Annotated in this window: 25 protein-coding genes; 18 read left to right on the top strand and 7 right to left on the bottom strand. The window is 64.0% G+C overall.

Features of this window, described 5'->3' with window-relative positions:
- Nucleotides 1-64: 64 nt before the first annotated feature.
- On the bottom strand, nucleotides 65-1,102 hold the full coding sequence (locus ACSQ3Z_RS05630) for a CobW family GTP-binding protein (RefSeq protein WP_436170356.1): 1,038 nt from the start codon (nucleotides 1,100-1,102) through the stop codon (nucleotides 65-67).
- Between the two features lie 149 nt (nucleotides 1,103-1,251).
- Here ACSQ3Z_RS05630 and ACSQ3Z_RS05625 point away from each other — a divergent pair, with 149 nt between their 5' ends.
- Nucleotides 1,252-1,983, top strand: coding sequence for an intradiol ring-cleavage dioxygenase (locus ACSQ3Z_RS05625; protein WP_436170355.1), 732 nt, complete (start codon nucleotides 1,252-1,254; stop codon nucleotides 1,981-1,983).
- 220 nt (nucleotides 1,984-2,203) lie between these two features.
- Nucleotides 2,204-2,674 carry a MarR family winged helix-turn-helix transcriptional regulator gene (locus tag ACSQ3Z_RS05620; RefSeq protein WP_436170354.1) on the top strand — a complete coding sequence of 157 codons (471 nt, stop codon included), beginning with the start codon at nucleotides 2,204-2,206 and terminating at the stop codon, nucleotides 2,672-2,674.
- Nucleotides 2,675-2,751: 77 nt separating this feature from the next.
- On the opposite strand, the gene ACSQ3Z_RS05615 is transcribed toward ACSQ3Z_RS05620, so the two are convergent.
- Nucleotides 2,752-3,624 carry an AraC family transcriptional regulator gene (locus ACSQ3Z_RS05615; RefSeq protein ID WP_436170353.1) on the bottom strand — a complete coding sequence of 291 codons (873 nt, stop codon included), beginning with the start codon at nucleotides 3,622-3,624 and terminating at the stop codon, nucleotides 2,752-2,754.
- Between the two features lie 35 nt (nucleotides 3,625-3,659).
- Between ACSQ3Z_RS05615 and ACSQ3Z_RS05610 the strand changes: the two genes are divergently transcribed.
- From ACSQ3Z_RS05610 to ACSQ3Z_RS05590, 5 genes are all read left to right on the top strand, one after another.
- Nucleotides 3,660-4,067, top strand: a complete 408-nt coding sequence (locus ACSQ3Z_RS05610; protein ID WP_436170352.1) for a DUF2000 family protein — start codon at nucleotides 3,660-3,662, stop codon at nucleotides 4,065-4,067.
- A 210-nt stretch (nucleotides 4,068-4,277) separates the two neighbouring features.
- Nucleotides 4,278-5,162 (top strand): DMT family transporter, encoded by an 885-nt coding sequence (locus ACSQ3Z_RS05605; protein WP_436170351.1) that lies wholly within the window; start codon nucleotides 4,278-4,280, stop codon nucleotides 5,160-5,162.
- Between the two features lie 68 nt (nucleotides 5,163-5,230).
- The gene (locus tag ACSQ3Z_RS05600) at nucleotides 5,231-6,253 is read left to right on the top strand and encodes a LacI family DNA-binding transcriptional regulator (protein ID WP_120011830.1); all 1,023 of its coding nucleotides are present in this window, start codon (nucleotides 5,231-5,233) and stop codon (nucleotides 6,251-6,253) included.
- On the top strand, nucleotides 6,250-7,233 hold the full coding sequence (locus ACSQ3Z_RS05595) for a 2-hydroxyacid dehydrogenase (RefSeq protein WP_436170350.1): 984 nt from the start codon (nucleotides 6,250-6,252) through the stop codon (nucleotides 7,231-7,233). Before ACSQ3Z_RS05600 ends, ACSQ3Z_RS05595 begins: the two co-directional genes overlap by 4 nt.
- A 161-nt stretch (nucleotides 7,234-7,394) precedes the next feature.
- Nucleotides 7,395-7,808 carry a hypothetical protein gene (locus ACSQ3Z_RS05590; RefSeq protein WP_436170349.1) on the top strand — a complete coding sequence of 138 codons (414 nt, stop codon included), beginning with the start codon at nucleotides 7,395-7,397 and terminating at the stop codon, nucleotides 7,806-7,808.
- A 9-nt stretch (nucleotides 7,809-7,817) separates the two neighbouring features.
- Here the strand turns inward: ACSQ3Z_RS05590 and ACSQ3Z_RS05585 are convergent, their stop codons facing one another.
- Nucleotides 7,818-8,591, bottom strand: a complete 774-nt coding sequence (locus ACSQ3Z_RS05585) for a gamma-glutamyl-gamma-aminobutyrate hydrolase family protein (RefSeq protein ID WP_436170348.1) — start codon at nucleotides 8,589-8,591, stop codon at nucleotides 7,818-7,820.
- Between the two features lie 304 nt (nucleotides 8,592-8,895).
- Between ACSQ3Z_RS05585 and ACSQ3Z_RS05580 the strand changes: the two genes are divergently transcribed.
- A complete protein-coding gene (locus ACSQ3Z_RS05580; protein WP_436170347.1) occupies nucleotides 8,896-10,005 on the top strand; it encodes a TRAP transporter substrate-binding protein in 1,110 nt (369 codons plus the stop codon).
- 107 nt (nucleotides 10,006-10,112) lie between these two features.
- On the opposite strand, the gene ACSQ3Z_RS05575 is transcribed toward ACSQ3Z_RS05580, so the two are convergent.
- The 4 genes from ACSQ3Z_RS05575 to ACSQ3Z_RS05560 form a co-directional block, all read right to left on the bottom strand.
- Nucleotides 10,113-11,141 carry a zinc-dependent alcohol dehydrogenase family protein gene (locus ACSQ3Z_RS05575; RefSeq protein ID WP_436170346.1) on the bottom strand — a complete coding sequence of 343 codons (1,029 nt, stop codon included), beginning with the start codon at nucleotides 11,139-11,141 and terminating at the stop codon, nucleotides 10,113-10,115.
- A gap of 19 nt (nucleotides 11,142-11,160) precedes the next feature.
- Nucleotides 11,161-12,951, bottom strand: a complete 1,791-nt coding sequence (locus ACSQ3Z_RS05570; RefSeq protein WP_436170345.1) for a TRAP transporter large permease — start codon at nucleotides 12,949-12,951, stop codon at nucleotides 11,161-11,163.
- The gene (locus tag ACSQ3Z_RS05565) at nucleotides 12,948-13,553 is read right to left on the bottom strand and encodes a TRAP transporter small permease subunit (RefSeq protein WP_436170344.1); all 606 of its coding nucleotides are present in this window, start codon (nucleotides 13,551-13,553) and stop codon (nucleotides 12,948-12,950) included. Before ACSQ3Z_RS05565 ends, ACSQ3Z_RS05570 begins: the two co-directional genes overlap by 4 nt.
- Nucleotides 13,554-13,744: 191 nt before the next feature.
- Complete coding sequence (locus tag ACSQ3Z_RS05560; protein ID WP_436170343.1) at nucleotides 13,745-14,650, bottom strand: branched-chain amino acid ABC transporter permease; 906 nt, start codon at nucleotides 14,648-14,650, stop codon at nucleotides 13,745-13,747.
- 100 nt (nucleotides 14,651-14,750) lie between these two features.
- Between ACSQ3Z_RS05560 and ACSQ3Z_RS05555 the strand changes: the two genes are divergently transcribed.
- The 10 genes from ACSQ3Z_RS05555 (at nucleotide 14,751) to ACSQ3Z_RS05510 (ending at nucleotide 26,812) form a co-directional block, all read left to right on the top strand.
- Nucleotides 14,751-15,359: a CGNR zinc finger domain-containing protein gene (locus ACSQ3Z_RS05555; RefSeq protein ID WP_436170342.1), complete on the top strand. Its 609-nt coding sequence runs from the start codon at nucleotides 14,751-14,753 to the stop codon at nucleotides 15,357-15,359.
- Nucleotides 15,352-15,879 carry a hypothetical protein gene (locus ACSQ3Z_RS05550; protein ID WP_436170341.1) on the top strand — a complete coding sequence of 176 codons (528 nt, stop codon included), beginning with the start codon at nucleotides 15,352-15,354 and terminating at the stop codon, nucleotides 15,877-15,879. Before ACSQ3Z_RS05555 ends, ACSQ3Z_RS05550 begins: the two co-directional genes overlap by 8 nt.
- Nucleotides 15,880-16,092: 213 nt before the next feature.
- A complete protein-coding gene (locus tag ACSQ3Z_RS05545) occupies nucleotides 16,093-19,566 on the top strand; it encodes an indolepyruvate ferredoxin oxidoreductase family protein (RefSeq protein WP_436170340.1) in 3,474 nt (1,157 codons plus the stop codon).
- Nucleotides 19,567-19,708: 142 nt separating this feature from the next.
- Nucleotides 19,709-22,021 (top strand): putative bifunctional diguanylate cyclase/phosphodiesterase, encoded by a 2,313-nt coding sequence (locus ACSQ3Z_RS05540; RefSeq protein WP_436170339.1) that lies wholly within the window; start codon nucleotides 19,709-19,711, stop codon nucleotides 22,019-22,021.
- Between the two features lie 179 nt (nucleotides 22,022-22,200).
- Nucleotides 22,201-22,965, top strand: coding sequence for an N-acyl amino acid synthase FeeM domain-containing protein (locus tag ACSQ3Z_RS05535; protein WP_436170338.1), 765 nt, complete (start codon nucleotides 22,201-22,203; stop codon nucleotides 22,963-22,965).
- Between the two features lie 127 nt (nucleotides 22,966-23,092).
- A complete protein-coding gene (locus tag ACSQ3Z_RS05530) occupies nucleotides 23,093-23,242 on the top strand; it encodes a DUF3096 domain-containing protein (protein ID WP_006202401.1) in 150 nt (49 codons plus the stop codon).
- A gap of 164 nt (nucleotides 23,243-23,406) precedes the next feature.
- Nucleotides 23,407-23,631 carry an aa3-type cytochrome c oxidase subunit IV gene (locus tag ACSQ3Z_RS05525; RefSeq protein WP_436170337.1) on the top strand — a complete coding sequence of 75 codons (225 nt, stop codon included), beginning with the start codon at nucleotides 23,407-23,409 and terminating at the stop codon, nucleotides 23,629-23,631.
- Nucleotides 23,632-23,716: 85 nt separating this feature from the next.
- Nucleotides 23,717-24,994 carry a Re/Si-specific NAD(P)(+) transhydrogenase subunit alpha gene (locus ACSQ3Z_RS05520; protein ID WP_436170336.1) on the top strand — a complete coding sequence of 426 codons (1,278 nt, stop codon included), beginning with the start codon at nucleotides 23,717-23,719 and terminating at the stop codon, nucleotides 24,992-24,994.
- The gene (locus ACSQ3Z_RS05515) at nucleotides 24,994-25,413 is read left to right on the top strand and encodes a proton-translocating transhydrogenase family protein (protein WP_436170335.1); all 420 of its coding nucleotides are present in this window, start codon (nucleotides 24,994-24,996) and stop codon (nucleotides 25,411-25,413) included. The genes ACSQ3Z_RS05520 and ACSQ3Z_RS05515 overlap by 1 nt, the downstream gene beginning before the upstream one ends.
- Before the next feature lies 1 nt (nucleotide 25,414).
- Nucleotides 25,415-26,812, top strand: coding sequence for an NAD(P)(+) transhydrogenase (Re/Si-specific) subunit beta (locus ACSQ3Z_RS05510; RefSeq protein ID WP_436170334.1), 1,398 nt, complete (start codon nucleotides 25,415-25,417; stop codon nucleotides 26,810-26,812).
- The last annotated feature ends 4 nt before the right edge of the window (nucleotides 26,813-26,816 follow it).

Raw genomic sequence — 26,816 nt, 5'->3', positions numbered from 1 at the left:
CCGCCTTCTCCCCTTGTGGGAGAAGGCCAGAAGGAGGCAGCGCTAGCTTTATAAGGCCTGGAAATCAAGCGGCCTGGCAGGCGTCAAAGCTCTTCTTCAGCCGCTCGGCGTCGAGTTCGCGGCCGATGAAGACCAGCCGGCTGTCGTGCTTTTCGCCGTCCTTCCAGGCGCGTTGGTGGTCGCCTTCGATGATCATGTGGACGCCCTGGATGACATAGCGCTCATCGTCGCCCTTGAGCGCGATGATACCCTTCAACCGCAGAATGTTCGGACCTTCCATCTGGGTGATCTTTTCGATCCAGGGGAAAAACTTCTTCGGATCCATCTCGCCGCCGCGCAGCGACACCGACTGCACAGTCACGTCATGGATGTCGGACGGATGCGCGTGATGGTGATGGTCGTGCCCGTCATGGTCATGGTCATGGTCATGATGATCGTGATCGTCATGCGCTTCGAGGAAATGCGGATCGTTCTCCAGCGCCCGCGAAAGATCGAAAGCGCCGCGATCGAGCACCTCGGCCAGCGCCACGCCGGCGCGCGTCGTGCGGTGGATCCTGGCCGCCGGGTTGATGGCGCGTATCGTCGCCTCGACCTTGGCGAGTTCGTCGGGCGTGACGAGATCGGTCTTGTTGAGAACGACGACATCGGCGAAGGCGATCTGGTCCTCGGCTTCCCTGGAATCCTTCAGCCTGAGCGGCAGGTGCTTGGCGTCGACCAGCGCCACCACCGCGTCGAGCCTGGTCTTGGAGCGCACGTCGTCGTCCATGAAGAAGGTCTGCGCCACCGGCACCGGGTCGGCCAGGCCGGTGGTCTCGACGACGATGGCGTCGAAACGGCCGGGCCGGCGCATCAGGCCCTCGACGACACGGATCAGATCGCCGCGCACGGTGCAGCAGACGCAGCCATTGTTCATCTCGTAGATTTCCTCGTCGGACTCCACGATCAAATCATTGTCGATGCCGATCTCGCCGAATTCATTGACGATGACGGCATAGCGCTTGCCGTGACTTTCCGAGAGGATGCGGTTGAGCAGCGTCGTCTTGCCGGCGCCGAGATAGCCGGTGAGGACGGTTACGGGAATCTGCGTCTGTGCATCGCTCATGTCTTGCCTCGAGTTATCTGGCCCCGAAAATCCGGATCTCGAAAACTCCGGGCCTCGTAAAGGATGTTGTCGGCTCCATATAGGATGTGCGCTATGCTTTTGCACGAGGCAAACCACTGGGCCAAACAGGCCGGCGCGAGAGGGGCCAGATGTCCAACAAACCGCCCAAAATGCCATTGAACAGGCGTCAGGCGCTCGGCCTCATCGCCGTGACAGCCGGCGGCGGCGCCTTCCTGCCGGCTGCCGCAAGGGCCGCGCAGGCTTCGCCCTATGCCGGGCTTGCCCTGTTCGAGGCCGGCGCCGGCGTCTGCACCATCACGCCTGAGGTGACGGAGGGGCCTTTCTATTTCGACCCGAAACTCGAGCGTGCCGATGTCACCGAAGGCAAAAAGGGCGTCGGTCTTAATGTGCGGCTGCAGATCGTCGATGCCGCCTGCCAACCGCTTGCCGGTGCCCGCGTCGATATCTGGCATTGCGACGCGCAAGGGCACTATTCCGGCTACCCGGGACAGGGCGACGGCCAGGATGTCGATACCTCCGGCCAGACATTCCTGCGCGGCTGGCAGAAGACGGACGCAAGCGGCATCGTCTCCTTCGCCACCATCTACCCCGGCTGGTATCGCGGCCGCACCACCCATATCCACTTCAAGGTCTTCCCCGACGAACGGTCGGTGATGACCGGCCAATTGTTCTTCCCCGACGGCTTGAGCGATCAGATCTTTGCGACCGTCTCGCCCTACAACGACCGTACCGGCAAACGCGACACCTCGAATGCGCGTGACGGCATAGCGCAACGGGCCGGACCCTTGTCGCAGGCCGCCTTGCGCGAGGCGGCGGATGCCTATCAGGCCTTGCTGGTCGTCGCTGTGAAGGCCGGCTGAGTTCGGTTTCGGGCTCCTCCCATGCCCACGGGAAAAGTCCTCCGACCCAAAAAGTCGTTTGTCATCTAACTGAAATAAACATCTGGCATTCACCACGGCGGACATCGCAATGCTTGCCGGCAAAGCTGTTTTCGCAAGCCGGATTCTTTTTGATCGTCGATTGCCAACCGGGCGGCTGCGTCTATGCTGCCGGTACCGGTTCGGCCGAAGAGGGATGACCATGGCCAAGGCGGACAAAACTGCAACAATGAGCCGGCTGCATTCGGCGGCGCGGCTGGCCCGTACGGCACTTGCCGCGCGGCTTCTGGCGCACGGCTTCTATGCCGGACAGGACCAGATCATGCTGTCGCTCGACCGCGAGGACGGCCAGACACCGGGCACCCTCGCCGGCCGCCTCGGCGTGCGCCCGCCGACCATCACCAAGACCATCAACCGGCTGCAGGCGCAGGGTTTCCTGGAAAAGCGCGCTTCGGTGAACGATGCCCGTCAAGCGCATATCTTCCTCACCGACACCGGCCGCGAGATCATCCACGCCATCGAGAAATCGGTGAAGAAGACCGAGAAGCAGGCGCTGAAGGGCCTCGACAAGAAGGACCAGAAGGCGCTGTTCAAGCTGCTCGCCCGTATCGAAGCAAACCTTTCGAACGAGGAGCTGGTGCTGATCGACGACGACGCCGAACTCGACGACTAACCGGCGAAGCATTCCGCGTCGTCCGGTAGGCAACGCATTCCGCGTCGTCCAGCCTCCTCTATCAACGTCTTCGATACCTACGCCGCCGCCGTCGATGGCCCGCGCACAAGCGCCGACCAGCGTCCCGGCGTCAGGCCGAACGCCTTCTTGAAATGACGGTTGAAATGGCTCTGGTCGCTGAAGCCGGCGGCAATGGCGATCTCGGCCAGCGCCTCTCCTGCCTCGATCATGCGCCGTGCCCGCTGCAGCCGGCGCATCAAAAGGAAACGGTGCGGGCTCGTGGAATAGGTCGCGCGGAAATGGCGCGAAAGCGCATAGCGGTCGAGACCGGTGACGGCTTCCAGTTCACTGGACCGCACCGCCCGCTCGGCATTCTCTTCCAGATAGTCGCGCGCCAGTGCTGCGGCGCGCCACGCCGTCTTTTCCATCCGCTTTGCCGGCTGCCCGGCATGGCGTCCCAGATTCTGCACCAGCTGCGCAATGAAATCGGCAACAAACAGTTCGTCCAGCTCCTCATCGAGCGGCACCAGTGCGGAAAGCAGCGTGCCACGTAAAGCCGGATCGCTCACCACGGCATCCTCGACGAAAGGCAATGGCGCGCCGCCCAGGCAGTCGAGCAGCAGCGACGGCTCCAGATAGAGTATCCGGTAATGCAAGCCTTCCTCGGTACCGGCGCCGCCGTCGTGCAATTCGTCGGGATGCAGGATGATGATCTGGCCGGGCAGGCTGTGATGCGCCGCGCCGCGATAGCGGAAGCTCTGTACGCCGTGCAGCGTCACCCCAATCGCGTAGGTATCGTGGCGGTGGAGATCGAAGGCGTTGCCATGAAACCGCGCCTCGATGCGCTCGATGCCGGCCGTGCCCGGCGCCGAGACGATGCCGTCCTCGGCAGTATCCCAGCACAAACGTTCAAGACCCTGGAGGGCCTGCCGGCCTAGATCGTGCGTCATCGCTTCAACAACACTCTGGAACTGGCGACTGTCTCATGTTCGATACAAAATTTGCAATCGTGCTCAGGCAAGATCTTCCCGTCTGGCAGAAGCTCAACGTCACCGCCTTCCTGACCAGCGGCATCGTCGCGCAATTTGCCGATATCATCGGCCAACCCTATCGCGACCGCGCCGGCAACATCTACAATCCGCTGTCGATCCAGCCGGTCATCGTGCTTTCGGCCGACGGCGCGACGCTCGGCGCGATCCACCGGCGCGCGCTGGAGCGCGGCGTGACGACGTCGCTCTATGTCGAGGAGATGTTCTCGACCGGCTTTGACGCCGCCAACCGCGCCGTCTTCGCCGAATTCGCCCCAGATGACGCCAAGGTCGTCGGGATCGCGCTGCGCGCCGAGAAGAAGCTGGTCGACAAGATCACCAAGGGCGCCCGCATGCACGCCTGAAGCAGGATCGAGTGGATCAAGCGCTTTGCCGACGGTGGTTCCAGCCGCGCTCTGAGCCTGTCGACAGCGCTTGTTGTGCCAGTCGCTTTTGGCTTGCCGGCAGGCGGCGATTGCCGCAAAGGTGACCTATCTACCTTTCCTTCCGGCCCGAAATTGAGCGTTCCCAGAAAACCAGACGAAAGCGCAACGCCGCCTGCGGCGATGCTGTTCATGCTTTCCACCTATGTCTGCTTCACCTTTCTCGACACCAGCAGCAAGTATCTCGTGCTGGCCGGCATCTCGGCGCTGATCGTCGCCTGGGCCCGCTTCGTCGTCCACGTGCTGCTGGTCGGCATCTTTCTGCGTGGCTGGCAAGAGCCGTCGCGGTTCCGCGCCAACAATTTGCCGGCCCACATCCTGCGCGGCGTCCTGCTGTTCGGCTCGACCATGTTCAACATCATGGCGCTCAGAACCCTGCAACTGGCCGAGACCACCTCGATCTACTTCTTCGGTCCGATGGTGATCACCGCCCTTGCCGGCCCGCTGCTCGGCGAATGGGCTGGCTGGCGCCGCTGGCTGGCGATCCTGACAGGCTTCGTCGGCGTGCTGATCATCACCCGGCCGGGCGTCGGCGTTTTCGGCGTCGGCCACCTGTTTGCGCTCGGCTCGATGCTGTCGAACTCTTTCTATGTCATCATGACCCGCCGCATGTCGGCGAGCGAAAGCTCGGAGAGCCTCATCCTGTTTTCGGCGCTGGCGCCGGCGGTGCTGCTCCTGCCCACACTGCCGTTCTCGCTGTCGCTGCCGCAGGACGGCTGGCACTGGTTCATCCTCTTGATGCTCGGCGTGTTCGGCGCCACCGGTCATTGGCTGCTGGTGCAGGCCTATCGTCTGGCGACGACCACGGCACTCGCCCCTTACCCCTATTCGCAGATGGTGTGGATGATCCTGTCCGGCTGGATCATCTTCCACCAGTTTCCCGACCGCTGGACGCTTGTGGGTGCGGCCATCATCGTCGCCAGCGGCCTTTACATCATTCATCGCGAACACCGGCTTCGCCTGCGCAATCACGCGGCGCTGGACGCGGAGGCGGAAACGCTGGCAAAAAAACTTTGATTTGCTCCCGATCGATGGCATAAGAGCCGCCTTTAAACAGTTTAAATCGCTTCGGGGAGCGCAAGGCGCTGGCACAGAAGATCAAGCTTTCGACGATCGCGGATGCCCTTGGCGTGTCCACGGCCACGGTATCGCTTGCGCTGCGCGACAGCCCGCTGGTCGCCGGCAGCACCCGCGACCGCATCAAGGAACATGCCCGCGCCATCGGCTATATCTACAACCGCCGCGCCGCCAGCCTGCGCACCTCGCGCTCGGGCATTGTCGGCGTCGTGGTGCACGACATCATGAACCCCTTCTTCGCCGAGATCCTGCGCTCGATCGAAAGCGAACTCGACCGCAGCCGGCAGACCTTCATCCTCTCGAACCATTACGACCAGCTCGAGAAGCAGCGCACCTTCATCGACACGCTGCTGCAGCTCGGCGCCGACGGCGTCATCATGTCGCCGGCCATCGGCACACCTGCCGAAGACATCATCATGGCCGAGGAAAACGGCCTGCCGGCGGTGCTGATCGCGCGCTCTGTCGCCGGGGCCGACGTACCAGTCTTCCGCGGCGACGATGCCTATGGCACTGGGCTCGCCACCAACCACCTGATCTCGCTCGGCCACAAGCGCATCGCCATGATCGGCGGCACCGACCAGACTTCGACCGGCCGCGACCGCTACCAGGGCTATGTCAACGCCATGGAAGCGGCGGGGCTCGAGGTCAGGCCGTCCTGGCGCATCGCCGGTCCGCGCACCAAGCAGGCCGGCTTCGAGGCCGCTGGACAGTTTTTGGCGCTGAAAGACAAGCCAACCGCCGCCTGCTGCTGGAATGATCTCGTCGCCATCGGGCTGATGAACGGCATCGCGCGCGCTGGCCTGGTGCCGGGCGTCGACATTTCCGTCACCGGATATGACGATCTCGAGGAGGCTGCGATCGCAACGCCGGCACTGACCACGGTCTGGAACGGCCAGCGCGAGGTCGGCCGTCGCGCCGCGAGCGCCCTGCTGGACAAGCTGAACGGACAGACGGTGCGGCCGTCGCAGGAACTAATCAAGCCGGAACTGCATGTGCGTCAGTCGACCGGCAAGCCGGTGGAGCGTGCATGACAAAGCCTGAACTTGGAGAGCCGGTCGCCATCCTGGTGCCCGGCCATTTCAACGAGCATGCCATCGGCCGTATCGACCAGGCATTCCAGCGGGTGACGATCGAACAGGCCGACCCGGCTCTTGTCACCGAGGAGATGCGGCGCACGGTGCGCGGCATCGCTTCGTTCGGCGGGATAAATGCCGCCTTGATGGACGCGTTGCCCAATCTCGAGATCATCGCCAATTTCGGCGTCGGCTACGATTCGGTCGACGCCAGCCACGCCGCGCAAAGCGGCATCATGGTCACCAATACGCCCGACGTGCTGACCGAGGAGGTCGCCGACACGGCGATCGGCCTTTTGATCAACACCGTGCGCGAAATGTATACCGCCGAGAAATGGCTCCGCGACGGCAGCTGGGTGAAGAACGGCGCCTATCGCCTGAGCCGGCTTACCTTGCGCGGCCGCAGCGTCGGTATCTTCGGCATGGGCCGCATCGGGCTGGCCATTGCCCGGCGGCTGGAAGCCTTCGGCCTGCCGGTCGCCTATCACAACCGCCGCCAGGTCGAGGGCCTGGCCTATCAATATCATCCGACGCTGAAGGGGCTTGCCGAAGCGGTCGACACACTGATCTCGGTCGCGCCGGGCGGCACTTCGACGGAAAAGGCCGTCAATACCGAAATCCTGTCGGCGCTCGGGCCGAACGGCGTCTTCGTCAACATCGGCCGCGGCAGCACGGTCGACGAGGCTGCCCTTGCCGCAGCGCTTGCCAGCGGCACCATCGCCGCCGCCGGGCTCGATGTCTTTGCCGACGAACCAAACGTGCCGCAGGCACTGCTGGCCGCCCCCAACACGTCGCTGCTGCCGCATGTCGGCTCGGCTTCGGAGCATACCCGCCGGGGCATGGCGGACCTATGCGTCGACAATCTGGTGTCCTGGTTCGCCGAGCGCCGGCCGCTGACCCCCGTGTCGGAGACGGTGCAGGTCAAGCCGCGCAGCTGAACTGCAGGCCGCCGCACTTATTAACGTCGGCTTAACGCTTTGAAATCATTCTGCATACTTCGTTATGCATATTTCCAGAAACCGCGAAGGGTTTTGGGCTCATGCATCAGGGCAAGGCTTTGAAGCGCGCTGCCGCGCCTTCGAACGTGCGGAGAAACAGAGTGAAGACGCTTTCAGCATTGATTGCGGTTGCCGCACTGGCCGGCGGCATTCAGCTATTCCACGGCAGCAGTGGCGCAAGTGTCGCCAGGGAAGCTCAGCCATCCAGCACCTACCGGCTGGCGGCCAATGGCGACGAGGCGGCCTGCGCAGTGAAACGCGGTGCTGAAGTCTCGGAGGGTCTGTCGTTGTTGACGATCGCCTCAACCTGCCGCCGGCTTTTGCCGGGCATCGAGCGCGCGAAATTCTGGCGCGAGCAGGAAGACGGCACGGTTGCCTTCAGCGCCAACGGCACCGATCCGATCGTCACCTTCGCCGTTGCCGATGGCGACGGCTACGAATCCTACGCGCCGGCGTTGCCGCTGCTGTCGCTGGCGGCAGCCGACAACCGAGAACATTCAGCTGCCGGCAACTGATAATCGGGATTATTCCGCCGCGGCGCGCGCGCCGGACTTCGCCGCCGCGTGCAGGCGCACGGCGTCGCCGAAGGCGCGGAATATCTTGGCCGAGTTGCTGTCCGACTTGACCCAATATTCAGGGTGCCATTGCACGCCGACGGCGAAGGCGCGTGAGTCTCGCACGGAGACCGCCTCGACCGTGCCATCGTCGGCGACTGCCTCGATCTGCAGCTTCGGACCGAGCTGGTCTACCGCCTGGCGGTGCACGGAGTTGACTATGATCTCGCCGGCGCCGAACACGCCTGCCAGGCAACTGCCGGGCTTGATTGTCACGTTCTGGTGGATGGCGAAGCGCTCGTCCTGATTGTCGCTCACCGGCGCGCGGTGGTCGAACGTGCCGTCGCGTTCCTGGATCTCGGTGGCTAAAGTGCCGCCCAGCGCCACGTTCATTTCCTGGATGCCACGGCAGATGGCGAGCAGCGGCACGCCGCGCTCCACCGCCCGGCGGATCAGCGGCAGCGTCGTGGCGTCGCGCGCCGGATCGTAAGGACCGTTCTTTTCGCTGGCGTCGCCGCCATAGAGCGAGGGATGCACGTTCGATTTCGAGCCGGTGACCATGACGCCGTCGACCGACGACAGCAATTCATCGAAGTCGAGCCGATCGCCGAAGGACGGCACCAGCACCGGGAAGACGCCGGCGCCCGAAATCGCCGCCTCCAGATATTGCTGCGGGGCGGCGTGCCAGGTGTAGTTGTCGAACCGGCGGACGTCGGTCGAGATGGCGACGAGCGGCTGCTGCATTTTGGGTCCGGTATCCATTGGGAGCTAAGGAACTATTCTGCCTACAAAATAGGCGATCCGAAGGCACTTTTCCATGACAAGTTTCATCGCGTCGTATGGGCCACGGAATCAGGTCGGGAATTGGCATTAGACTATAGTTGCAGGCCGTGCGCCGATGCTGCGAATTCCGCGAAAGCGCCGTCGTCAAAACCGGCTGCCGTGCTGGACTCGACCTTTTGCCTGTGTATTGTTTCGCCCCAGGCCGAGCCGGGATATCGAGGATGTTCCCGAATATTGGCCTGTTGATCCAAAAGGGAGGAACTGCATGGATCGTCGTTCATTCATCCGCAAGGCTGGCGTAACCGGTGTGGGGGCCGCGGCGGCGGCCGCGACGCTTGCCGCGCCCGCTATCGCCCAATCCAATCCGAAAGTGACGTGGCGGCTGGCTTCGTCCTTCCCGAAGTCGCTGGATACGATCTATGGCGGCGCCGAGGTCTTCTCCAAGATGCTGTCGGAAGCGACCGACGGCAACTTCCAGGTCCAGGTTTTTGCAGCCGGCGAGCTCGTCCCCGGTCTGCAGGCCGCCGACGCCACCACCGCCGGTACCGTCGAGGCCTGCCACACGGTGGCATATTATTACTGGGGCAAGGACCCGACCTGGGCGCTGGGCGCGGCGGTGCCGTTCTCGCTCAACGCGCGCGGTATCAATGCCTGGCACTATCATGGCGGCGGCATCGACCTGTTCAACGAGTTCCTTGCCACGGAGGGGCTGTTCGGCCTGCCGGGCGGCAACACCGGCGTGCAGATGGGCGGCTGGTTCCGCAAGGAGATCAGCACGGTCGCCGACCTTTCCGGCCTCAAGATGCGCATCGGCGGCTTTGCCGGCAAGGTGGTCGCCAAGCTAGGCGTCGTGCCACAGCAGATCGCCGGCGGCGACATCTATCCAGCGCTGGAAAAGGGCACCATCGACGCCGCCGAATGGGTCGGCCCCTATGACGACGAGAAGCTCGGCTTCTACAAGGTCGCGCCCTATTACTACTACCCCGGCTGGTGGGAAGGCGGACCGACGGTCCATTTGATGTTCAACAAGGCGAAATATGAAGAGCTTTCGCCCGCCTACAAGTCGCTGGTGCACACCGCCGCCCAGGCGGCCGACGCCAACATGCTGCAGAAATACGACTCTCTCAATCCGGCGGCGGTGAAGCGTCTGGTGGCCGGCGGCGCCAAGCTGAAGCCGTTCAGCCAGGAGATCATGGCCGCCTGCTTCGAAAAGGCGAACGAGGTCTATGCCGAAATGGAAGCCTCGAACGCGCCGTTCAAGAAGATCTGGGATTCGATCAAGGCGTTCCGCAAGGAGCACTATCTCTGGGCCCAGGTGGCCGAATACAATTACGACACCTTCATGATGGTCCAGCAGCGCAACGGCAAGCTGTAGGCGCTTCGACTTTCCTGCTCAAGAAAGACCCCGGGCTCCTTCGCCCGGGGTTTTTCTTTCAGCCAAAGCAGTGTTGGCCTCGACCGGTATCCTCCTGGCCGGGCATTTCAACTGCTGCGCGGCACTACCAGCACCTTGACCTCTCCCGGAGCCGGCGGGTTGGCGATTACCGCCGGCGCTTCTTCGAGAGTGACCTGCCTGGAGATCAGCCTGTCGATCTCGATCGCACCCGAGGCGATGAGTTGGGCCGCGCGGCCGTGGGTATAGGGATTGAGGAAAGAGCCCAGCACCTTCAGCTCGCGGAACAACAGGTCGAAGGGCTCGAACGCCCCCTTCATGCCTTGTGGCACCACGCCGACGATGATGACCGTGCCGCCGGCTCTGGCCAGCCGCAACGATTGCTCGACGGTGTCGCGCACGCCGGCGCATTCGAACACCACGTCGACGCCGCCGGGGACTAGCCCCGCCGATCCGGCAACGGCATCGATGACGTCGACCGCACCCGGATCGACCGTTGCTGTGGCGCCGATATCCTCGGCAAGGGAGCGCCGCGAAGCCTGGCGCGTCGACAGGATGATGGTCGTTGCCCCCGCGAGCTTCGCCAGTTGCACGGTGAGCAGACCGATCACACCGCCGCCGAGCACCACGACCGAAGCGCCCGGCTTGATTGCGGCCAGATCGACGCCGTGCAGGCAGCAGGCAAGCGGCTCGCAGAAGGCACCATGCGTCGGCTTGAGATCAGCCGGGAGAAGAAACGCCTGCTTTTGCGGCAGCACGACATAGTCGGCAAAGCCGCCGTCACGGTGGATGCCGATAGCGCTGAGATTGCTGCAGAGATTGACCCGGCCGGCGTGACAATGCTTGCAGCGGCCACAGGCGATATTGGGATCGCCGGTGACCCGGTCGCCGACGGAAAAGCCCAGTACGGCCGCCCCAACCGCTTCGACGATGCCGGAAAATTCATGCCCCGGTGTCACCGGCGGCTTGCAGGGGAACTCGCCGTGGAACAGATGCCGGTCGGTGCCACAGACGCCGCAGGCCTCTATGCGCACCAGCAAGTCGTCCGGCCCGGCTGACGGCTTGCCGACCTCGCGCAGCGCGATACTGCCCACTGCCTCCAGGCGGACCGCTTTCATCGCTGTCGGCGCTCCAACATCAGTTGAAGTTCGGCGGCTGCGAGAGGTCAGTTGCCGGCGCCGCCGGCTTGGCGGGCGGAGCATCGCCGAAGTTCGGTGGTTGCGACAGGTCGTTGGTAGGTGCTGCCGGTGCAGCGCCGCCATTGGCCGGCGCACCGCCATCCGCCGGCGCCGTGCCCAGCGGTGACAGGCCAGGCATGTCCGGCAGCTGAATGTCGATCGTACCGGGATCCACCGTCGCGCCCTTGTAGTGCATCACCATTTGCGGGAAGGTGATGGTCAGCCCGATCATGATCACCTGGATGCAGACGAAGGGTACCGCGCCCCAGTAGATCTGGCCGGTGGTGACAGGCGCGATCTGCTTGCCGGTGAGGCGGTCGAGATAGGGCACGCGCGCGGCGACCGAGCGCAAGTAGAACAGCGCGAAGCCGAAGGGCGGGTGCATGAAGGAGGTCTGCATGTTGACGCCGAGCAGCACGCCGAACCAGATCAGGTCGATGCCGAGCTTGTCGGCGGCCGGCGCCAGTAGCGGCACGATGATGAAGGCGAGCTCGAAGAAATCGAGGAAGAAGGCGAGCAGGAAGACCAGGATGTTGACGCCGATGAGGAAGCCGACCTCGCCGCCCGGCAGCGACGTCAGCAGATGCTCGACCCAGATGTGACCGTTGACGCCGTAGAAGGTCAGCGAGAACACGCGCGCGCCGATCAGGATGAACAGCACGAAGGACGACAGCCTGGTCGTCGAGGCCAGCGCCTGCTTGATCACGTCGAGCGACAGCCGCCCCTTTGCCGCCGCCATGATCAATGCGCCGACGGAGCCCATGGCGCCGCCCTCGGTCGGGGTGGCGATGCCGAGGAAGATGGTGCCTAGCACCAGGAAGATCAGCGCCAGCGGCGGGATCAGAACGATGATCACCTGCTGCGCCAGCCTGGACATCATGTTGAAGTTCAGCCGCTGGTCGGCAATCGCGACGATGTAGATGAAGAGCACACCAACGCTGGCGCCGAGAATGTCGGCATTGTCGCCATGTGTTGGCGCAAGATAGCGGTAGGCCGCATAGGAAGCCGCGACTGCGACTAGCAGTGCCGCGAGCAGCGACAGCACGCCATGGCCGAGCGTACGGGCCTCCAGCGGCAGCGCCGGCATGGAATTCGGCCGGATGATCGACATGAGCAGGATGTAGGCCATGTAGATGCCGGTCAGCACGAGGCCGGGGATCAGCGCGCCAGCATACATGTCGCCGACGGAGCGGCCGAGCTGGTCGGCCAGCACGATCAGCACCAGTGAGGGCGGGATGATCTGGGCGAGCGTGCCGGAAGCAGCGATGACGCCTGATGCCAGCCGCCGGTCATAGCCGTAGCGCAGCATGATCGGCAGCGAGATCAGGCCCATGGCGATGACGGACGCCGCCACCACGCCCGTCGTGGCTGCCAGCAGCGCGCCGACGAAAATCACCGCATAGGCAAGGCCGCCACGGATCGGCCCGAACAGCTGGCCGATCGTGTCGAGCAGGTCCTCGGCCATGCCGGATCGTTCGAGCACTATGCCCATGAAGGTGAAGAAAGGGATCGCCAGCAGCGTGTCGTTGGACATCACCCGGCTGCCGTAGAAATTGTCGGGCAGCGCGTGCAGCAGCGGCCAGGCGAGGTTGATCGACCCGCCCGAATAAGGCGACAGCACGACGCCGATGAAGAAGAACATCAGGCCGTTGGCTGCGAGCGAGAAAGCGACTGGATAGCCGATCAAAAGGAAGATGACCAGCGAGGCGAACATGATCGGCGCCATGTTCTGGGCGATGAACTCGATCATGGGCGCACCTCCTGGGCAAGCGCCTTGGCTTCTTCGGCGAGTGCCTTGGCCTCGAGTTCTGCCTGTTCATGCGCCGATATGAATGGATTGGGATCGTCCATGTCGCCGCGCATGATGGCGATCTTCTTGATGATCTCGGAGATGCCTTGCAGCGCCAGCAGGAAGAAGCCGGCCAGCAGGATGGCTTTTGCCGGCCAGATGATCAGGCCGCCGGAATTGTTCGACATTTCGCCGCTGCGGAACGACAGCGACACATAGGGAACGAAATAGATCACCATCAGCGTCACGAACGGCATCAGGAACAGGAGGTGGCCGAGCAGGTCGATCCAGTGCTGCACGCGGCGCGAGAACATGCCGTAGACGATGTCGATGCGGATATGGTCGTTCTGCTTCAGCGTATAGGCGGCCGCCAGCATGAAGGCAGCGCCGAACAGGTACCACTGCAGCTCCAGCCAGGCGTTCGACGATATGTCGAACGCCTTGCGGATGACGGCGTTGCCGGCGCTGACCAGGATTGCCAGCAGGATCAGCCACGATACCCATTTGCCGATGAACTCGTTCACACGGTCGATCGTTCTGGATAGAGCGAGAAGCCCTGCCATGCATTCCTCCCTGATGTCGGAGGCGCGCCGGCTCCCCTTATTTTCCGCCGCGCCATTGTGGCCTAACGGTATGCCGTGCGTGGCCGGGCTGGTCAACACGGCATGGGCAGGCTAAACGCTGTTGTGAGGTGGTGAGCGGTGCAAAACCGCCAACTCACCAGGCGGCATCCGACCAAAGTCGCAGACTCGGCTCAGGCGATCTTCTGCTGATCGCGGCCGGCGCCGATCAGCACCAGCATGGCGACGAGGAAGAGGTACATCCAGGCATCGCGCCATTCGAGCGGGAAATAGCCGGCCCACAGCGATTCGGCCATGCCGAAGGCGGCCGCGCCAAGCGCTGCCTTGAGCGGCGAGAGATAACCGCCGACCGCCGTCACGAACAGGATCTTCAGCCCGTAGACCAGGCCGGTGCCGAAGCTGATGTTGCCGTAGTAGATGCCGGCAAGGATGCCGGCCAGCGCAGCGCACAGACCGCCGAACAGCACCGCCAGCCGAAACACCGCGCGCACGTTTACGCCGCACATCGCCGCCGCTCTGGGATCGTCCGACACCGCCCGCCAGGAGCGGCCGAAGCTCGAGCGGGCGAATGCCCAGGCGGCCAGCGCCAGCACGCCTATCACGGCTGCGCAGTCGAGCAGCTGGATCAGTGTCAGCGTCGCCTTGAAGCCGGCGTTCTCAGCAAAGATCACCGGCTGGGCCAGCATCGGCGGCAGCCAGAGATCATGGGTGTCGGCGGCGATGCGGCTGGCCTCCGACAGCACCAGCAAGATGCCCAGCGTCGTCACGACGATCGCGTTCGGCGAGCGGTCGGCCAAGGGTTCGAAGACGCTGCGCGACAAGACATGGCTGATCAGCGCCGCGTAGAGGAGCGCCGCAACGATGCCGAGCGCGACCGCTGCGTAGAGCGTCAGCCACAGCGCCTGGTAGCCGAAAGCAGCCGCGAGGATCATCGCGTGCCCGCAAAAGGCGAACATGGCGCCATAGGCGAGGTTGGTCCGGTGCAGCAGCCCGTTGGTCAGCACATAGCCGAAGGCGAGCAAGGCATAGAGCGCGCCCGAATGCAGCCCGTTGAGAACCTGCTGGAAGAAATACAGCATGCAGCACCCTTGGGTGACGGTGGCGGACCCACATCCCCAAAGGGACGTTTGCATTCGGAATCTAACTTGTCAAATGCGATTTATCGGTTAGATTCTCGGCATGACAGTCTCCTGGACTCCGCGTCGCTTCACCGGCGGCATCCTCGCGCTCGACGCGGCCAACACGGTCGTTTTGCGGTTCGATCCGGAAAAGACCTTCGACCGCTTCGACAATCCGGCCGAGATCGCCCGCTTTGCCGACGCGGCAAGCGGTTTTCGCGCCACGGAGCTTGGTGGGCGTCGCCTGGAGGCGCCATCCCCGGTGGAAATCGCACCGGTCGTGCTGTCGATCCGTGAGACAACCGACCGCCTGTTTCGTCATGCGGTGTCGAAAGGCGCTCTGGCCACCGGCGATCTGCCCGGGTTCCTGCAAGCCTGCGCCGACGGCCTGGCCGGCAGCCGGACCGAAATCGGCGCCTCCGGCCGACCGTTCGGCGATCCTGCGACGCCGATCGCTTTCGAGGCAGCACTTGCCGTCTCGGCGTTGTCGCTGCTGCGCGACGACACCGTCGCCAGGCTCAGGATCTGTCCCAACTGCAGTTGGCTGTTCGTCGACCGCAGCCGCAACTCCAGCCGGCTCTGGTGCGACATGGCGGTCTGCGGCAACCGCCAGAAGGCAAACCGCTACTATCGCCGCCGCACGGCGGCCAGGGAGGTCACCAATGTCTAGGACATATCCGCGTTCGATGGTTCTCGGCGCCGCCTTGCTGGCGGCAGCAGTGCTTGGCGCCTGCCGCGACTCCGGCAAGGAGCAGTTGTTCGCCATTTCCGGCAAGTTGTTCGAGTTCAACTACCGGCTGGGCATCGCCACCTATGTCATCACGCTGAACCCGCTGCGGCCGATGGGCGAAGGACAGGTTGCCGTGGTCAGTTTCCAGAACCCGGCCGGTGGCGATCCGATCATCGTCAACCAGAAGATCTGGCCGAAGCTGCCGTATATAACGCTGACCAGCCCGCCGCTGACCTGCGTGGTCAAGGACAAGCCCTATGCGGTGTCGATCCGCATCGAAGATTCCAGCGGCACGCTTCTGCAGAGCTTCGAGACGACGCTGACCTCGTCGCTGGATCAGTCGATCCTGCCCGACCGTCCCCTGGTGGTCGGCCCGGTCTACGAGCTCAACAAGGACATGGTCGGCCATGTCGACGGCAAGCTGCCGGGCGAGCCGAAGCCGGATTGCTCGAAGGCCTGACACGCCAGCAGCGGATCGGCCGCCGGAACTTTCTTCGCGGACCGCCACGGCGCAATTTTCATACGCTCAAGCGTGCACGCCGGATCGTTCGTTGCGCGCTGCCTGGCACCTCCGATTTTGTTTGACCTCCCCTCCAAAGGGGAGAAAGACTGCGGCATCCGACTCCTACGTTGGCTGCGTGCTCCTGCGCGGCCACCGCAGAGGAAATGCCTGATGACGCTGCACGACGTCGCGCTCGACGACAAGTTCGATCTTGGAAAGGAGCGCATCTTCCTCTCCGGCGCGCAGGCCGTCATCCGCATGCTGTTGATGCAGCGCGAGCGCGACCGGCGCGCCGGCCTCAACACAGCCGGCTTCGTCTCGGGCTATCGCGGCTCGCCGCTCGGCGGCCTGGACATGCAGCTGTGGAAGGCCAAGAAGCAGCTCGCCCAATCCGACATCGTCTTCCAGCCCGGCCTCAACGAAGAGCTTGCCGCCACCGCCTGCTGGGGCACGCAGCAGGCCGAACTCCTGGGCGAAGGCACGCATGACGGCGTGTTTTCGGTCTGGTACGGCAAGGGGCCGGGCGTCGACCGCTCCGGCGACGTGTTCCGCCACGCCAACCTCGCCGGCTCCTCGAAACATGGGGGCGTGCTTGCCCTGATGGGCGACGACCACATGGCCGAATCCTCGACCAACGCGCATGCCACCGAGTTCCTGTTCGTCGACACCATGGTGCCGATCCTCAATCCGGCCGGCGTCCAGGAGATCATCGATTACGGGCTCTACGGCTTTGCCATGTCACGCTTCGCCGGCACATGGGCGGCGATCAAATGCGTCAAGGACAATATCGAATCGACGGCTTCCGTCGACGCCTCGCTAGAGCGGCTGAACATCGTCGTGCCGGAGTTCGAGATGCCGCCCGGCGGCCTCAACATCCGCCACGAGATCGACATGCTCGGCCAGGAAGAGCGGCTGCACGAATACAAGCGCACTGCTGCGTCCGCCTTCATCCACGCCAACGGGCTGAACCGGATCGTCTATTCAGGCGGCCGCAAGCCAAAGCTTGGCGTCATCACCATCGGCAAGAGCTATCTCGACGTCCGCCAGGCGCTGGAGGATATCGGCATCGACGAGGCGGCGGCCAACCGCATCGGCATCAGGCTGTTCAAGGTCGGCTGCCCATGGCCGATCGACCTGGAGCATATCGCCGAGTTTGCCCGCGGCCTCGACACCATCGTCGTCGTCGAGGAGAAGCGCTCGCTGATCGAGGTGCAGCTGCGCGAAAACCTCTACGGCACCGCCACCCAGCCGGTCATCGTCGGCAAGAAGGACGAGCGCGGCGACTGGCTGTTCCCGGCCAAGGGCGCGCTCGATCCCAACGAGATCGCGATTGCGCTCGGCGAGCGGATCCTGCGCACGATCGGTCCGTCGGAAGAGATCGCCGCGCGGGTGGCGAAATTGCGCCAGTTCCAGGCGATGCTCGCCGACACGTCGGACATCGCCTCGCGCACGCCGTTCTTCTGTTCCGGCTGCCCGCACAATTCCTCGACCAAGGTGCCAGACGGCTCGCTGGCCGCCGCCGGCATCGGCTGCCACTTCATGGCGCTGTGGATGGACCGCAACACTGTCGGCTTCACCGCCATGGGTGGCGAGGGCGCGCAATGGATCGGCCAGGCGCCGTTCTCCAAGCGCGACCATATCTTCCAGAACCTCGGCGACGGGACCTACAACCACTCCGGCGCGCTGGCGATCCGCTTCGCGCTGTCGACCGACGCCAACATCACCTACAAGATCCTCTACAACGACGCCGTCGCCATGACCGGCGGCCAGCCGCACGAAGGCGGCCTGACCGTCGACATGATCGCCAGGCAGGTGCGGGCCGAGGGCATCGAGCGGATCGCCGTCGTTACCGACGAGCCGGACAAATATGCCGGCAAAGCCGAGTTCCCGGCCGGCGTCACCATCCATCACCGCGACGACCTCGATCTCGTCCAGCGCGAATTGCGCGCGGTCAAGGGCATCTCCGTGCTGCTCTACGACCAGACCTGCGCCGCCGAAAAGCGCCGCCGCCGCAAGCGCGGCACCTTCCCCGATCCCGACAAGCGCGTGTTCATCAACGAACTGGTCTGCGAGGGCTGCGGTGATTGCGGCGTGCAGTCCAACTGCGTCTCGATCCAGCCGGTCGAGACCGAATTCGGCCGCAAGCGCAGGATCGACCAGTCGAGCTGCAACAAGGATTTCTCCTGCGTCAATGGCTTCTGCCCATCCTTCGTCACCGTACATGGCGCCAGGATCAGGAAGGCCGAGGGCACCGCCGGCAAATCCGATCCGCTCGACGGCGTGCCGGCGCCGGCCGAATTCCCGCTCGGCGAACAAGGCTGGGCGGCAATCATCGACGGTGTCGGCGGCACCGGCGTCGTCACCATCGGCGCCGTGCTCGGCATGGCTGCTCATCTCGAGGACAAGGGCTGCGGCATGATCGACATGGCCGGGCTCGCCCAGAAGGGCGGCTCGGTGTTCACCCATGTGCGCATCGCGCGCACGCCCGACGATATCCACGCAATCCGGGTTTCGGCCGGCAAGGCCGATCTCGTGCTGGGCTGCGACCTCGTCGTCTCCGGCGCCCAGAAGGTGCTGGCAGCGGTGCGCGAGGGCCACACCATCTTCCTCGCCAACACCGCCGAGATCATGCCGGGCGAATTCGCGCGATCGGCTGACTTCTCGCTGCCCGTCGAACGTCTGAGGAAAGCCATCCGCACGGCTGCGGGCGACGACAGGGCGCACTTCTTCGATGCCACCCGCACCGCAACCGCTTTGTTCGGCAACTCGCTCGGCGCCAACATGTTCATGCTCGGCTTTGCCTTCCAGCATGGCGGGCTGCCGCTGTCAGCCGAGGCAGTCGAGAAGGCGATCGAGCTCAACGGCGAAGCCGTGGCGATGAACATCGCCGCCTTCCGCTGGGGTCGCCGCGCCGCCCACCAGCCCGATTTCGTGCGCGGTCTCATCGCCCAGCCGGGCAAGGCGGCCAGCGCGATCGCCGAGACTTTGGACGACATCATTGCCCGCCGCGTCGCCTTCCTGAGCGCCTATCAGAACGCCGCCTATGGCAAGCGCTATGCAGACAGGATCGCCACGCTACGTGCGGCCGAAGCCAAGGCCGTGCCCGGTTCGACCGCGGTCACCGAGGCTGCCGCAAGGAACCTGTTCAAGCTGATGGCGCTCAAGGACGAATACGAGGTGGCGCGGCTCTACACCGACGGCTCCTTCGCCGCCGAACTGTCAAAACAGTTCCAGAGCTACGAAAAACTCGAATTCCACCTGGCGCCACCGATCATGGGCCGGCGCGGCAATGACGGAAAGCCGCGCAAATCGAGCTTCGGCCCGTGGATGATGAAGGGGTTCCGCCTGCTGGCGGCGATGAAAGGCCTGCGCGGCACCGCTTTCGACCCGTTCGGCTATGGCGCGGAAAGGCGCATGGAGCGGCAGCTTCTTGCCCAGTACGAGGCCGACCTTGCGCTTGTCGCCGCGGCGCTGGCGCCGGGCCGGATCGAGGCTGCCGCCGCGCTGGCCTCGGTGCCCGCGCTCATTCGCGGTTACGGCCATGTCAGGCAGGCGAGCGCCGAAAAGGCCGCCGGAGAACGCTCGCGGCTGCTCGAACGCCTGGCAAGAGTCCCCGCAAAGCCCGAACTTCAGGCCGCCGAGTAGGCCGATACGCCTTGTTTACCTGACGACCAGTTTCCCGGGCTTGCTCCCGGGTAAGAACTTGACGGCAGGGCCTGAAACGGCCTCTCTAAACCTTTCTTAATGCGAATATGACATGACTGCGGTTCGTGCGACACCGCGGGCCATGCAAGAACACAAAACCGGAGAAATAGGTGAGGACGTCTACGCTGGGTTCGTGCGATCGTTGTTCAACGATCCCGGAATCCTGCTGATCGGCGCTTTTTGCCACGGACTCATCGGTGTTCTTGTCTATTTCACCTCAAAGCATCCGGCCTACCTCGCGTTGGCGGCAATCATGCTCGCCGCCGGCCTTTACCGCTATTACGGCATCCGCAAGGGCCAGCGCGAAGGCAATTTCGACAGCTATGAAGCGGCTAAGACTTGGGAACGCTACTATCTGGTCGGCGGCACCATCCAGGCTTTCTTCATGGGGCTTTTCTGCCTCACGACCATCTACCTCATCCCCGATATGTTCGGAGAAAGTGCTTCGATCGCCGTCATAATGGGCTCGACGGTGACGATCGTCGGTCGCAATTACGGCTCCAAGACCATGGTCGCGGTGCAGGCTTTCACGGTCGTGCTGCCGATCGCGATCGGACTGATGCTCAAGGGCGACGTGCCCACCTTCATCCTCGGCCTCTACATCGTGCCGTTCATCTTCATCATCACCCGAATGGCCGCTCACGTCCGCACGGTGCTTTTCGACGCCATTTCGGAGCGCAAGACCGCGGCCAGGCTGGCTGAACGCTTCAACCGGGCGCTGAACACAATGTCGCATGGCCTGGTGATGCTTGGCCCCGACGGCAAGGTGGTGGTCGGCAACGCCGAGGCCGCGCATCTGATGTCGCTCAAATCGCCGAACCAGCTGCTCGGGCGATCGATCCATTCGCTGCTCCTGCGCGGCGTTGCCGGCGGCATGCTGGCGCCGAAGGATTGCCGCTATGTCGAGGCGCAGCTGACGCGGGCGCTGCGCGAAGGGCGCGACCGCAAGGTGCTGGTTTCCTTCTCCACCGGCCAGCACTACGAGTTTTCGGCCCGCGAAGGCAGCCAGGATCTGGGCGTCATCACTTTCGAGGATGTCACGGCCCGCGTCGAGGCCGAGGAAAAGATCCGCTTCATGGCGCGCTATGACAGCCTAACCGGGCTGCCTAACCGCGCCTATTTCCACGAGCTGGTCGGGGAATCGATGGCCTCCGGCGACCGCGACCGTCTCTGCGGCCTGGCCGTGCTCGACCTCGACGATTTCAAGAGCGTCAACGACACGCTGGGCCACCCGGTCGGCGACGGGCTGATCTATGCCGTCGCGGAGCGGCTGGCGGCGGTTGCCGGGCAAGGCATAACCGTCAGCCGCTTCGGCGGCGACGAGTTCATGGTCTTCTTCGACCGCATCGAGGACGAAAGCCACCTGACCAGCCTGCTCGACCAGATTTTCGGCGACCTGCAGGGCGAAGTCGACGTCGCCGGACATGGGCTGCGCATCCAGGCCAGCGCCGGCGCGGTGCTGTCCAAGGTGGAGGACACCGACGTCGACGCCATGATCGTCAAGGCGGACCTGGCGCTCTACAAGGCCAAGGAGCTCGGCAAGAACAACTGGCGGCTGTTCGAGGCTGCGATGGACGCCGCCTTCCGCAACCGTCAGCTGATGAAGGCGGATCTACGCAGCGCCGTGGAGAGCAAGGGCCTGCGCGTGGTCTATCAGCCGATCGTGTCGATGAGTACGATGCGCATCGCCAGCTGCGAGGCATTGTGCCGCTGGGATCATCCCGATCTTGGGCCGGTTTCGCCCAGCATCTTCATTCCGCTGGCCGAGGAGATGGGCATCATTTCCGAGATCAGCACCTTCGTGCTTCAGGCGGCCTGCGCGGAATGCGCCAAATGGCCCGACCAGACCAGCGTTTCGGTCAACCTTTCCGCCAAGGATTTCCGCAACAGCGATGTCATCCAGAAGGTCCGCGACGCGCTGGTCACGTCCGGGCTCGCGGCCGCCCGCCTGGAGATCGAAGTCACCGAAACCGCGCTGCTCGACGACAAGTCGCTGACACGGCAGTACATCGAGGAGCTGAAGCAGCTTGGCGTGCGTATCGCGCTCGACGATTTCGGCACCGGCTATTCGAGCCTGAGCTACCTCCACAAGCTGCCGCTCGACAAGATCAAGATCGACCGTTCGTTCCTGATGGACGTCACCCAGAACCCGCGCTCGCTCGACCTCTTGAAGGGCGTCGTCGACCTGACCCGGATTCTCGGCCTGACTGTCACCGTCGAAGGCGTGGAGACCTTCGAACAGCTCAAGATCCTGCTGCATTCGGTGAAGCCGGACCTGGTCCAGGGCTTCCTCTTCGGCGCCGCGCTCAGCGCATCGGGCATCGAGACCATGTCCAATGTGACCTGGCCCTTTGCCGCGGAATTGCGCCCGGTCGCAAAGCGCGCCACCACCTGATTCACCCTGATCCACGATCACGCTTGAAAAGCCGGCTCAAGAGGAGTCGAATTGTCGATGGCGTTAACCAATTGTTAAGGTTAACCTTCGGTAAACGCAGACGATCGTAATTTTATCTTCTTGTTCATTCTGTCGTCCGATATTGTTCTCCTGCGGTGGTACGAGGGAAGAATATGGACATGCGTGAGTCAGGTCTGCCTGCGGCGGCTTCGGCGGCCAGGCCTCAGCCTCCTTCGCTGTTCGCGCGCAACGTGCTCGAACTTCTGGAGCGGGTCGAGTATCGGCGCTGCGAAAGTGGCGAGGATTTCGAAGCGATCTCGCGGCTGCGCTACAAGGCGTTCCATTCACACGGCCTGCTTGACACTATTGTCGAGCAGAAGCTTTCCGATCATCTGGACGACGTCCCGAACTGCTATTGTTTCGGCGTTTTCATGGACGGCGAGCTTGTCAGCACCGTCAGGCTTCATCACCTGACCCGCGAGAGCCCCGAAGCGCCAATCATGACGGTGTTCGGCGACAGGCTGCTCCTGCGCCTGGCGCGGGGCGAAACCTTCATCGATCCCAGCCGGCTGGCGGTCGACCCGCAACTGTCGTCGACTCACCGGGCCCTGCCCTATGTCACGCTGCGGCTCGCGGTCATCGCCAACACGTTCTTCAATGCGACGAGTTGCATTTCGATGATCCGCGAAGAGCACACGGCCTTCTATCATCGTATCTTCGGCTCGGTGCAGGTCGGCGAGCCGCGTATCTATCCGCCTTTCACCATGCCGATCTTCTTCTATGAATCGCTGTGCGAGCAGAACATGGCGCCGACGCTGCAGCGCTACCCGTTCTTCCACTCGACGGCGCTGGAACGGCGCATGCTGTTCGCGAAGGCGCGGACCGGCGAGCTTGCACCGCTGACCATCCTGCCGACGGCCAAGTATTTCCCCGAAGCCGCCTGAGCCTTCACGGTCTTTGTGACAGCACCGGCAAGGAGCTTTCCGGCCGTGCCGGCGTTGTCGTGGCGACAGATACCGTCGCTGCATCGGCTGAGGACGGCGGACAGCAACTCGAGAAAGGACCAAGAGCATGACCATTTCCGCGATCGCGCTCACCCCTTTGATCTCGCTGATTGCAGGCGTGCTGATCCTGGTGATGCCGCGGCTTCTGAACTACATCGTCGCGATCTATCTGATCATCGCCGGCCTGCTCGGACTGTTCCCGCACCTGGCGGGCTGAGATCCGGACCCGTCACTCCCCACGAAAGCCAGGGACCCGCCAGGGCGGGACGGCTTTCAACTTTCCTTTGAGGCTGTTGTCTCCGGCGATGCGGCAATAGCGCCATTGCTCTCCGCCCGGCTTTTCGCTATGTGCCTCAAAGATGTCTTCGAAGGGGTATTCCTATGGCTGAGCACACGCCGTCCGGTCCTGTCGAACTGGGCGCGAAGATGGACTATGCCGAGCACGACCGCACCTATACGGGCTTCTTGGCGCTGGCCAAGTACGGTTCGCTCTTTTGCCTCGCCATAGTTATCGCGATGGCGTTCGGTTTCTTCGTTGGCGGCTTCTTCTCGGCGACCATCCTCTGTGCCCTGATCCTGGCTGCCGGCGCCTTCATTCTCCGATAGACTTTCCGAAATCCTTCGCCAGGGACGCTGCCGGAGGGTCCGGCCGGCGTCTTGCGCAACAGGTTCCAGCCGAAAGGATCATGCGGTGGGACAGACGGTTTTCATCCCTCGTGAACTCGACGCGAACGAGCCGCGCGTCGCGGCCTCGCCCGATACGGTGAAGCGGCTGGCAGGGCTGGGTCTCGACGTGGTCGTCGAAGCCGGCGCCGGCACGGCCTCGCGCATTCCGGACGAAGAGTTCGCCAAGGCGGGCGCCGCGATCGGCAAGGCCGGCGATGCCGCCAAGGCCGATGTGGTGCTGAAAGTGCGCCGGCCGACGGATGCGGAGCTGAAGGGCTACAAGTCGGGTGCGGCGGTCATCGCGATCATGGACCCCTATGGCAACGATGCGGCAGTCGCGGCATTGGCCAAGGCAGGCGTCACCGCCTTCTCGATGGAATTCATGCCGCGCATCACCCGCGCGCAGTCGATGGATGTGCTGTCCTCGCAGGCCAATCTCGCCGGCTACCAGGCGGTGATCGACGCGGCCGCCGAGTATGACCGGGCCCTGCCGATGATGATGACGGCGGCCGGCACCGTGCCGGCGGCGAAGGCCTTCATCATGGGCGTCGGTGTCGCCGGCCTGCAGGCGATCGCCACCGCGCGCCGGCTTGGTGCCGTCGTCACCGCCACCGACGTGCGTCCGGCGGTGAAGGAACAGGTACAGTCGCTCGGCGCGAAATTCCTGGCGGTCCAGGACGAGGAATTCAAGGCGGCCGAGACGGCGGGCGGCTACGCCAAGGAAATGTCGAAGGAATACCAGGCCAAGCAGGCGGCGCTGACCGCCGAGCACATCGCCAAGCAGGACATCGTCATCACCACGGCGCTGATCCCCGGCCGTCCGGCGCCGAAGCTGGTTTCGGCGGCGATGGTCGCGTCGATGAAGCCGGGGTCGGTGATCGTCGACCTCGCCGTCGAACGCGGCGGCAATGTCGAGGGCGCCGTGCCTGGCAAGGTCGTGACGACCGCCAACGGCGTCAAGATCGTCGGCCATCTCAACGTGCCGGGCCGCGTCGCCGCTTCGGCCTCGCTGCTCTATGCCAGGAACCTCTTTGCCTTCCTGGAGACGCTGGTCGACAAGACGACGAAGACGCTTGCCATCAAGCGCGATGACGAGTTGGTCAAGGCAACCATGCTGACCGATGCCGGCAGGGTGGTGCATCCGGCCTTCGCCAAGGCGGCCGAGCCGCATGTCGAACCGGCGACAATCCCGGCGAAGACCATGGTCGCCGACGCGTCGGTGAAGAAGGCCGCGCCGAAAAAGGCAGCCGACAAGAAAGTCGCCACGGGCAAGTCCGCTGCCAAGCCGAAGGGGATCGCGTGATGGACGCCTTGCAGAAAGCTCTCGACCAGCTCGACCAGGCGACCGCCGCCGTGCGGCTCGCCGTACAGGATCTGGCCACGGCGCCCGCCACCGGGGCGGCGGGTGACGCCGCGCATGCCCTCTCCGGCGGCGCCATCGACCCGTTCGTCTTCCGTTTCGCCATCTTCGTACTGGCGATCTTCGTCGGCTACTACGTCGTGTGGTCGGTCACGCCGGCGCTGCACACGCCGCTGATGGCCGTCACCAACGCCATCTCCTCGGTGATCGTCGTCGGCGCGCTGCTTGCCGTCGGTATTTCGGCGTCCGGCATTGCCACCGGCTTCGGCTTCGTTGCGCTGATGCTGGTGTCGGTCAACATCTTCGGCGGCTTCCTCGTCACCCAGCGCATGCTGGCCATGTACAAGAAGAAGGACAAGTGACGTGAACGCCAACTTCGCTTCCTTCCTCTATCTGGTCTCCGGCATCCTGTTCATCCTGGCGCTGCGCGGCCTGTCGCACCCGACCACCAGCCGCCAGGGCAACATGTACGGCATGATCGGCATGGGCATCGCCATAGCCACCACGCTGGCGCTGGCCACCCCTACGGCCGGTGGCTTCGGCCTGATCGTGCTCGGGCTGCTGATCGGCGGTTCGGTCGGCGCCGTCACCGCGCGGCGTATCGCCATGACCTCGATGCCGCAGCTGGTCGCCGCCTTCCACTCGCTCGTCGGGCTTGCCGCCGTGATGGTGGCGGCTGCCGCGATCTATGCGCCGGAAAGTTTCGGCATCGGCACGGTCGCCGACATCCATGCCCAGGCGCTGATCGAAATGAGCCTTGGCGTGGCCATCGGTGCCATCACCTTCACCGGCTCGGTGATCGCCTTCCTCAAGCTCGACGGCCGCATGTCGGGCAAGCCGATCATGATCGGCGGCCGCCATTTCATCAACATCGCGCTCGGCATCGCCCTCGTCGTGCTGATTGTGCTTTTGGTCACCACCGAATCCAAGCTGGTGTTCTGGCTGATCGTGGTGGCTTCGCTGGTGCTCGGCGTGCTGCTCATCATCCCGATCGGCGGCGCCGACATGCCGGTGGTCGTCTCAATGCTGAATTCCTACTCGGGCTGGGCGGCGGCGGCACTCGGCTTCACGCTCGGCAACCTGGCGCTGATCATCACCGGCGCGCTGGTCGGCTCGTCGGGTGCGATCCTGTCCTACATCATGTGCAAGGGCATGAACCGCTCGTTCATCTCCGTCATCCTCGGCGGCTTCGGCGGCGAGACGGCTGCAGCGGCGGACGACGGCATCGAGCGTACCGTCAAGCAGGGGTCGGCCGATGACGCCGCCTATCTGATGATGAATGCGCAGAAGGTCATCATCGTGCCCGGCTACGGCATGGCGGTCGCCCAGGCGCAGCACGCGCTGCGCGAGATGGCCGACAAGCTCAAGGCCAATGGCGTCGACGTCAAATACGCAATCCACCCCGTGGCCGGCCGCATGCCCGGCCACATGAACGTGCTGCTCGCCGAAGCCAACGTGCCCTATGACGAGGTGTTCGAGCTCGAGGACATCAACTCGGAATTCGCGCAGGCCGACGTCGCCTATGTCATCGGCGCCAACGACGTCACCAACCCGTCCGCGCGCGACGACAAGTCCTCGCCCATCTACGGCATGCCGATCCTCGACGTCGACAAGGCCCGCACCTGCCTGTTCGTCAAGCGCTCGCTCGGCTCCGGCTATGCCGGCATCGACAACACGCTGTTCTACAAGGACGGCACCATGATGCTGCTCGGCGACGCCAAGAAGATGACGGAAGAGATCGTCAAGGCCATGGATCACTGAGTCG

The sequence above is a fragment of the Mesorhizobium sp. LjNodule214 genome (assembly GCF_964252735.1).
Classification (GTDB): Bacteria; Pseudomonadota; Alphaproteobacteria; order Rhizobiales; family Rhizobiaceae; genus Mesorhizobium.
The sequence above is the reverse complement of the archived record's forward strand: the minus strand, read 5'-3'. Positions and strand labels throughout refer to the sequence as shown.

Coding starts and splice junctions, on each gene's coding strand:
- ACSQ3Z_RS05630 (WP_436170356.1), bottom strand. CDS start 1,102: ATGAGCGATGCACAGACGCAGATTCCCGTAACCGTCCTCACCGGCTAT.
- ACSQ3Z_RS05625 (WP_436170355.1), top strand. CDS start 1,252: ATGTCCAACAAACCGCCCAAAATGCCATTGAACAGGCGTCAGGCGCTC.
- ACSQ3Z_RS05620 (WP_436170354.1), top strand. CDS start 2,204: ATGGCCAAGGCGGACAAAACTGCAACAATGAGCCGGCTGCATTCGGCG.
- ACSQ3Z_RS05615 (WP_436170353.1), bottom strand. CDS start 3,624: ATGACGCACGATCTAGGCCGGCAGGCCCTCCAGGGTCTTGAACGTTTG.
- ACSQ3Z_RS05610 (WP_436170352.1), top strand. CDS start 3,660: ATGTTCGATACAAAATTTGCAATCGTGCTCAGGCAAGATCTTCCCGTC.
- ACSQ3Z_RS05605 (WP_436170351.1), top strand. CDS start 4,278: ATGCTTTCCACCTATGTCTGCTTCACCTTTCTCGACACCAGCAGCAAG.
- ACSQ3Z_RS05595 (WP_436170350.1), top strand. CDS start 6,250: ATGACAAAGCCTGAACTTGGAGAGCCGGTCGCCATCCTGGTGCCCGGC.
- ACSQ3Z_RS05585 (WP_436170348.1), bottom strand. CDS start 8,591: ATGCAGCAGCCGCTCGTCGCCATCTCGACCGACGTCCGCCGGTTCGAC.
- ACSQ3Z_RS05580 (WP_436170347.1), top strand. CDS start 8,896: ATGGATCGTCGTTCATTCATCCGCAAGGCTGGCGTAACCGGTGTGGGG.
- ACSQ3Z_RS05575 (WP_436170346.1), bottom strand. CDS start 11,141: ATGAAAGCGGTCCGCCTGGAGGCAGTGGGCAGTATCGCGCTGCGCGAG.
- ACSQ3Z_RS05570 (WP_436170345.1), bottom strand. CDS start 12,951: ATGATCGAGTTCATCGCCCAGAACATGGCGCCGATCATGTTCGCCTCG.
- ACSQ3Z_RS05565 (WP_436170344.1), bottom strand. CDS start 13,553: ATGGCAGGGCTTCTCGCTCTATCCAGAACGATCGACCGTGTGAACGAG.
- ACSQ3Z_RS05560 (WP_436170343.1), bottom strand. CDS start 14,650: ATGCTGTATTTCTTCCAGCAGGTTCTCAACGGGCTGCATTCGGGCGCG.
- ACSQ3Z_RS05555 (WP_436170342.1), top strand. CDS start 14,751: ATGACAGTCTCCTGGACTCCGCGTCGCTTCACCGGCGGCATCCTCGCG.
- ACSQ3Z_RS05550 (WP_436170341.1), top strand. CDS start 15,352: ATGTCTAGGACATATCCGCGTTCGATGGTTCTCGGCGCCGCCTTGCTG.
- ACSQ3Z_RS05545 (WP_436170340.1), top strand. CDS start 16,093: ATGACGCTGCACGACGTCGCGCTCGACGACAAGTTCGATCTTGGAAAG.
- ACSQ3Z_RS05540 (WP_436170339.1), top strand. CDS start 19,709: ATGCAAGAACACAAAACCGGAGAAATAGGTGAGGACGTCTACGCTGGG.
- ACSQ3Z_RS05535 (WP_436170338.1), top strand. CDS start 22,201: ATGCGTGAGTCAGGTCTGCCTGCGGCGGCTTCGGCGGCCAGGCCTCAG.
- ACSQ3Z_RS05530 (WP_006202401.1), top strand. CDS start 23,093: ATGACCATTTCCGCGATCGCGCTCACCCCTTTGATCTCGCTGATTGCA.
- ACSQ3Z_RS05525 (WP_436170337.1), top strand. CDS start 23,407: ATGGCTGAGCACACGCCGTCCGGTCCTGTCGAACTGGGCGCGAAGATG.
- ACSQ3Z_RS05515 (WP_436170335.1), top strand. CDS start 24,994: ATGGACGCCTTGCAGAAAGCTCTCGACCAGCTCGACCAGGCGACCGCC.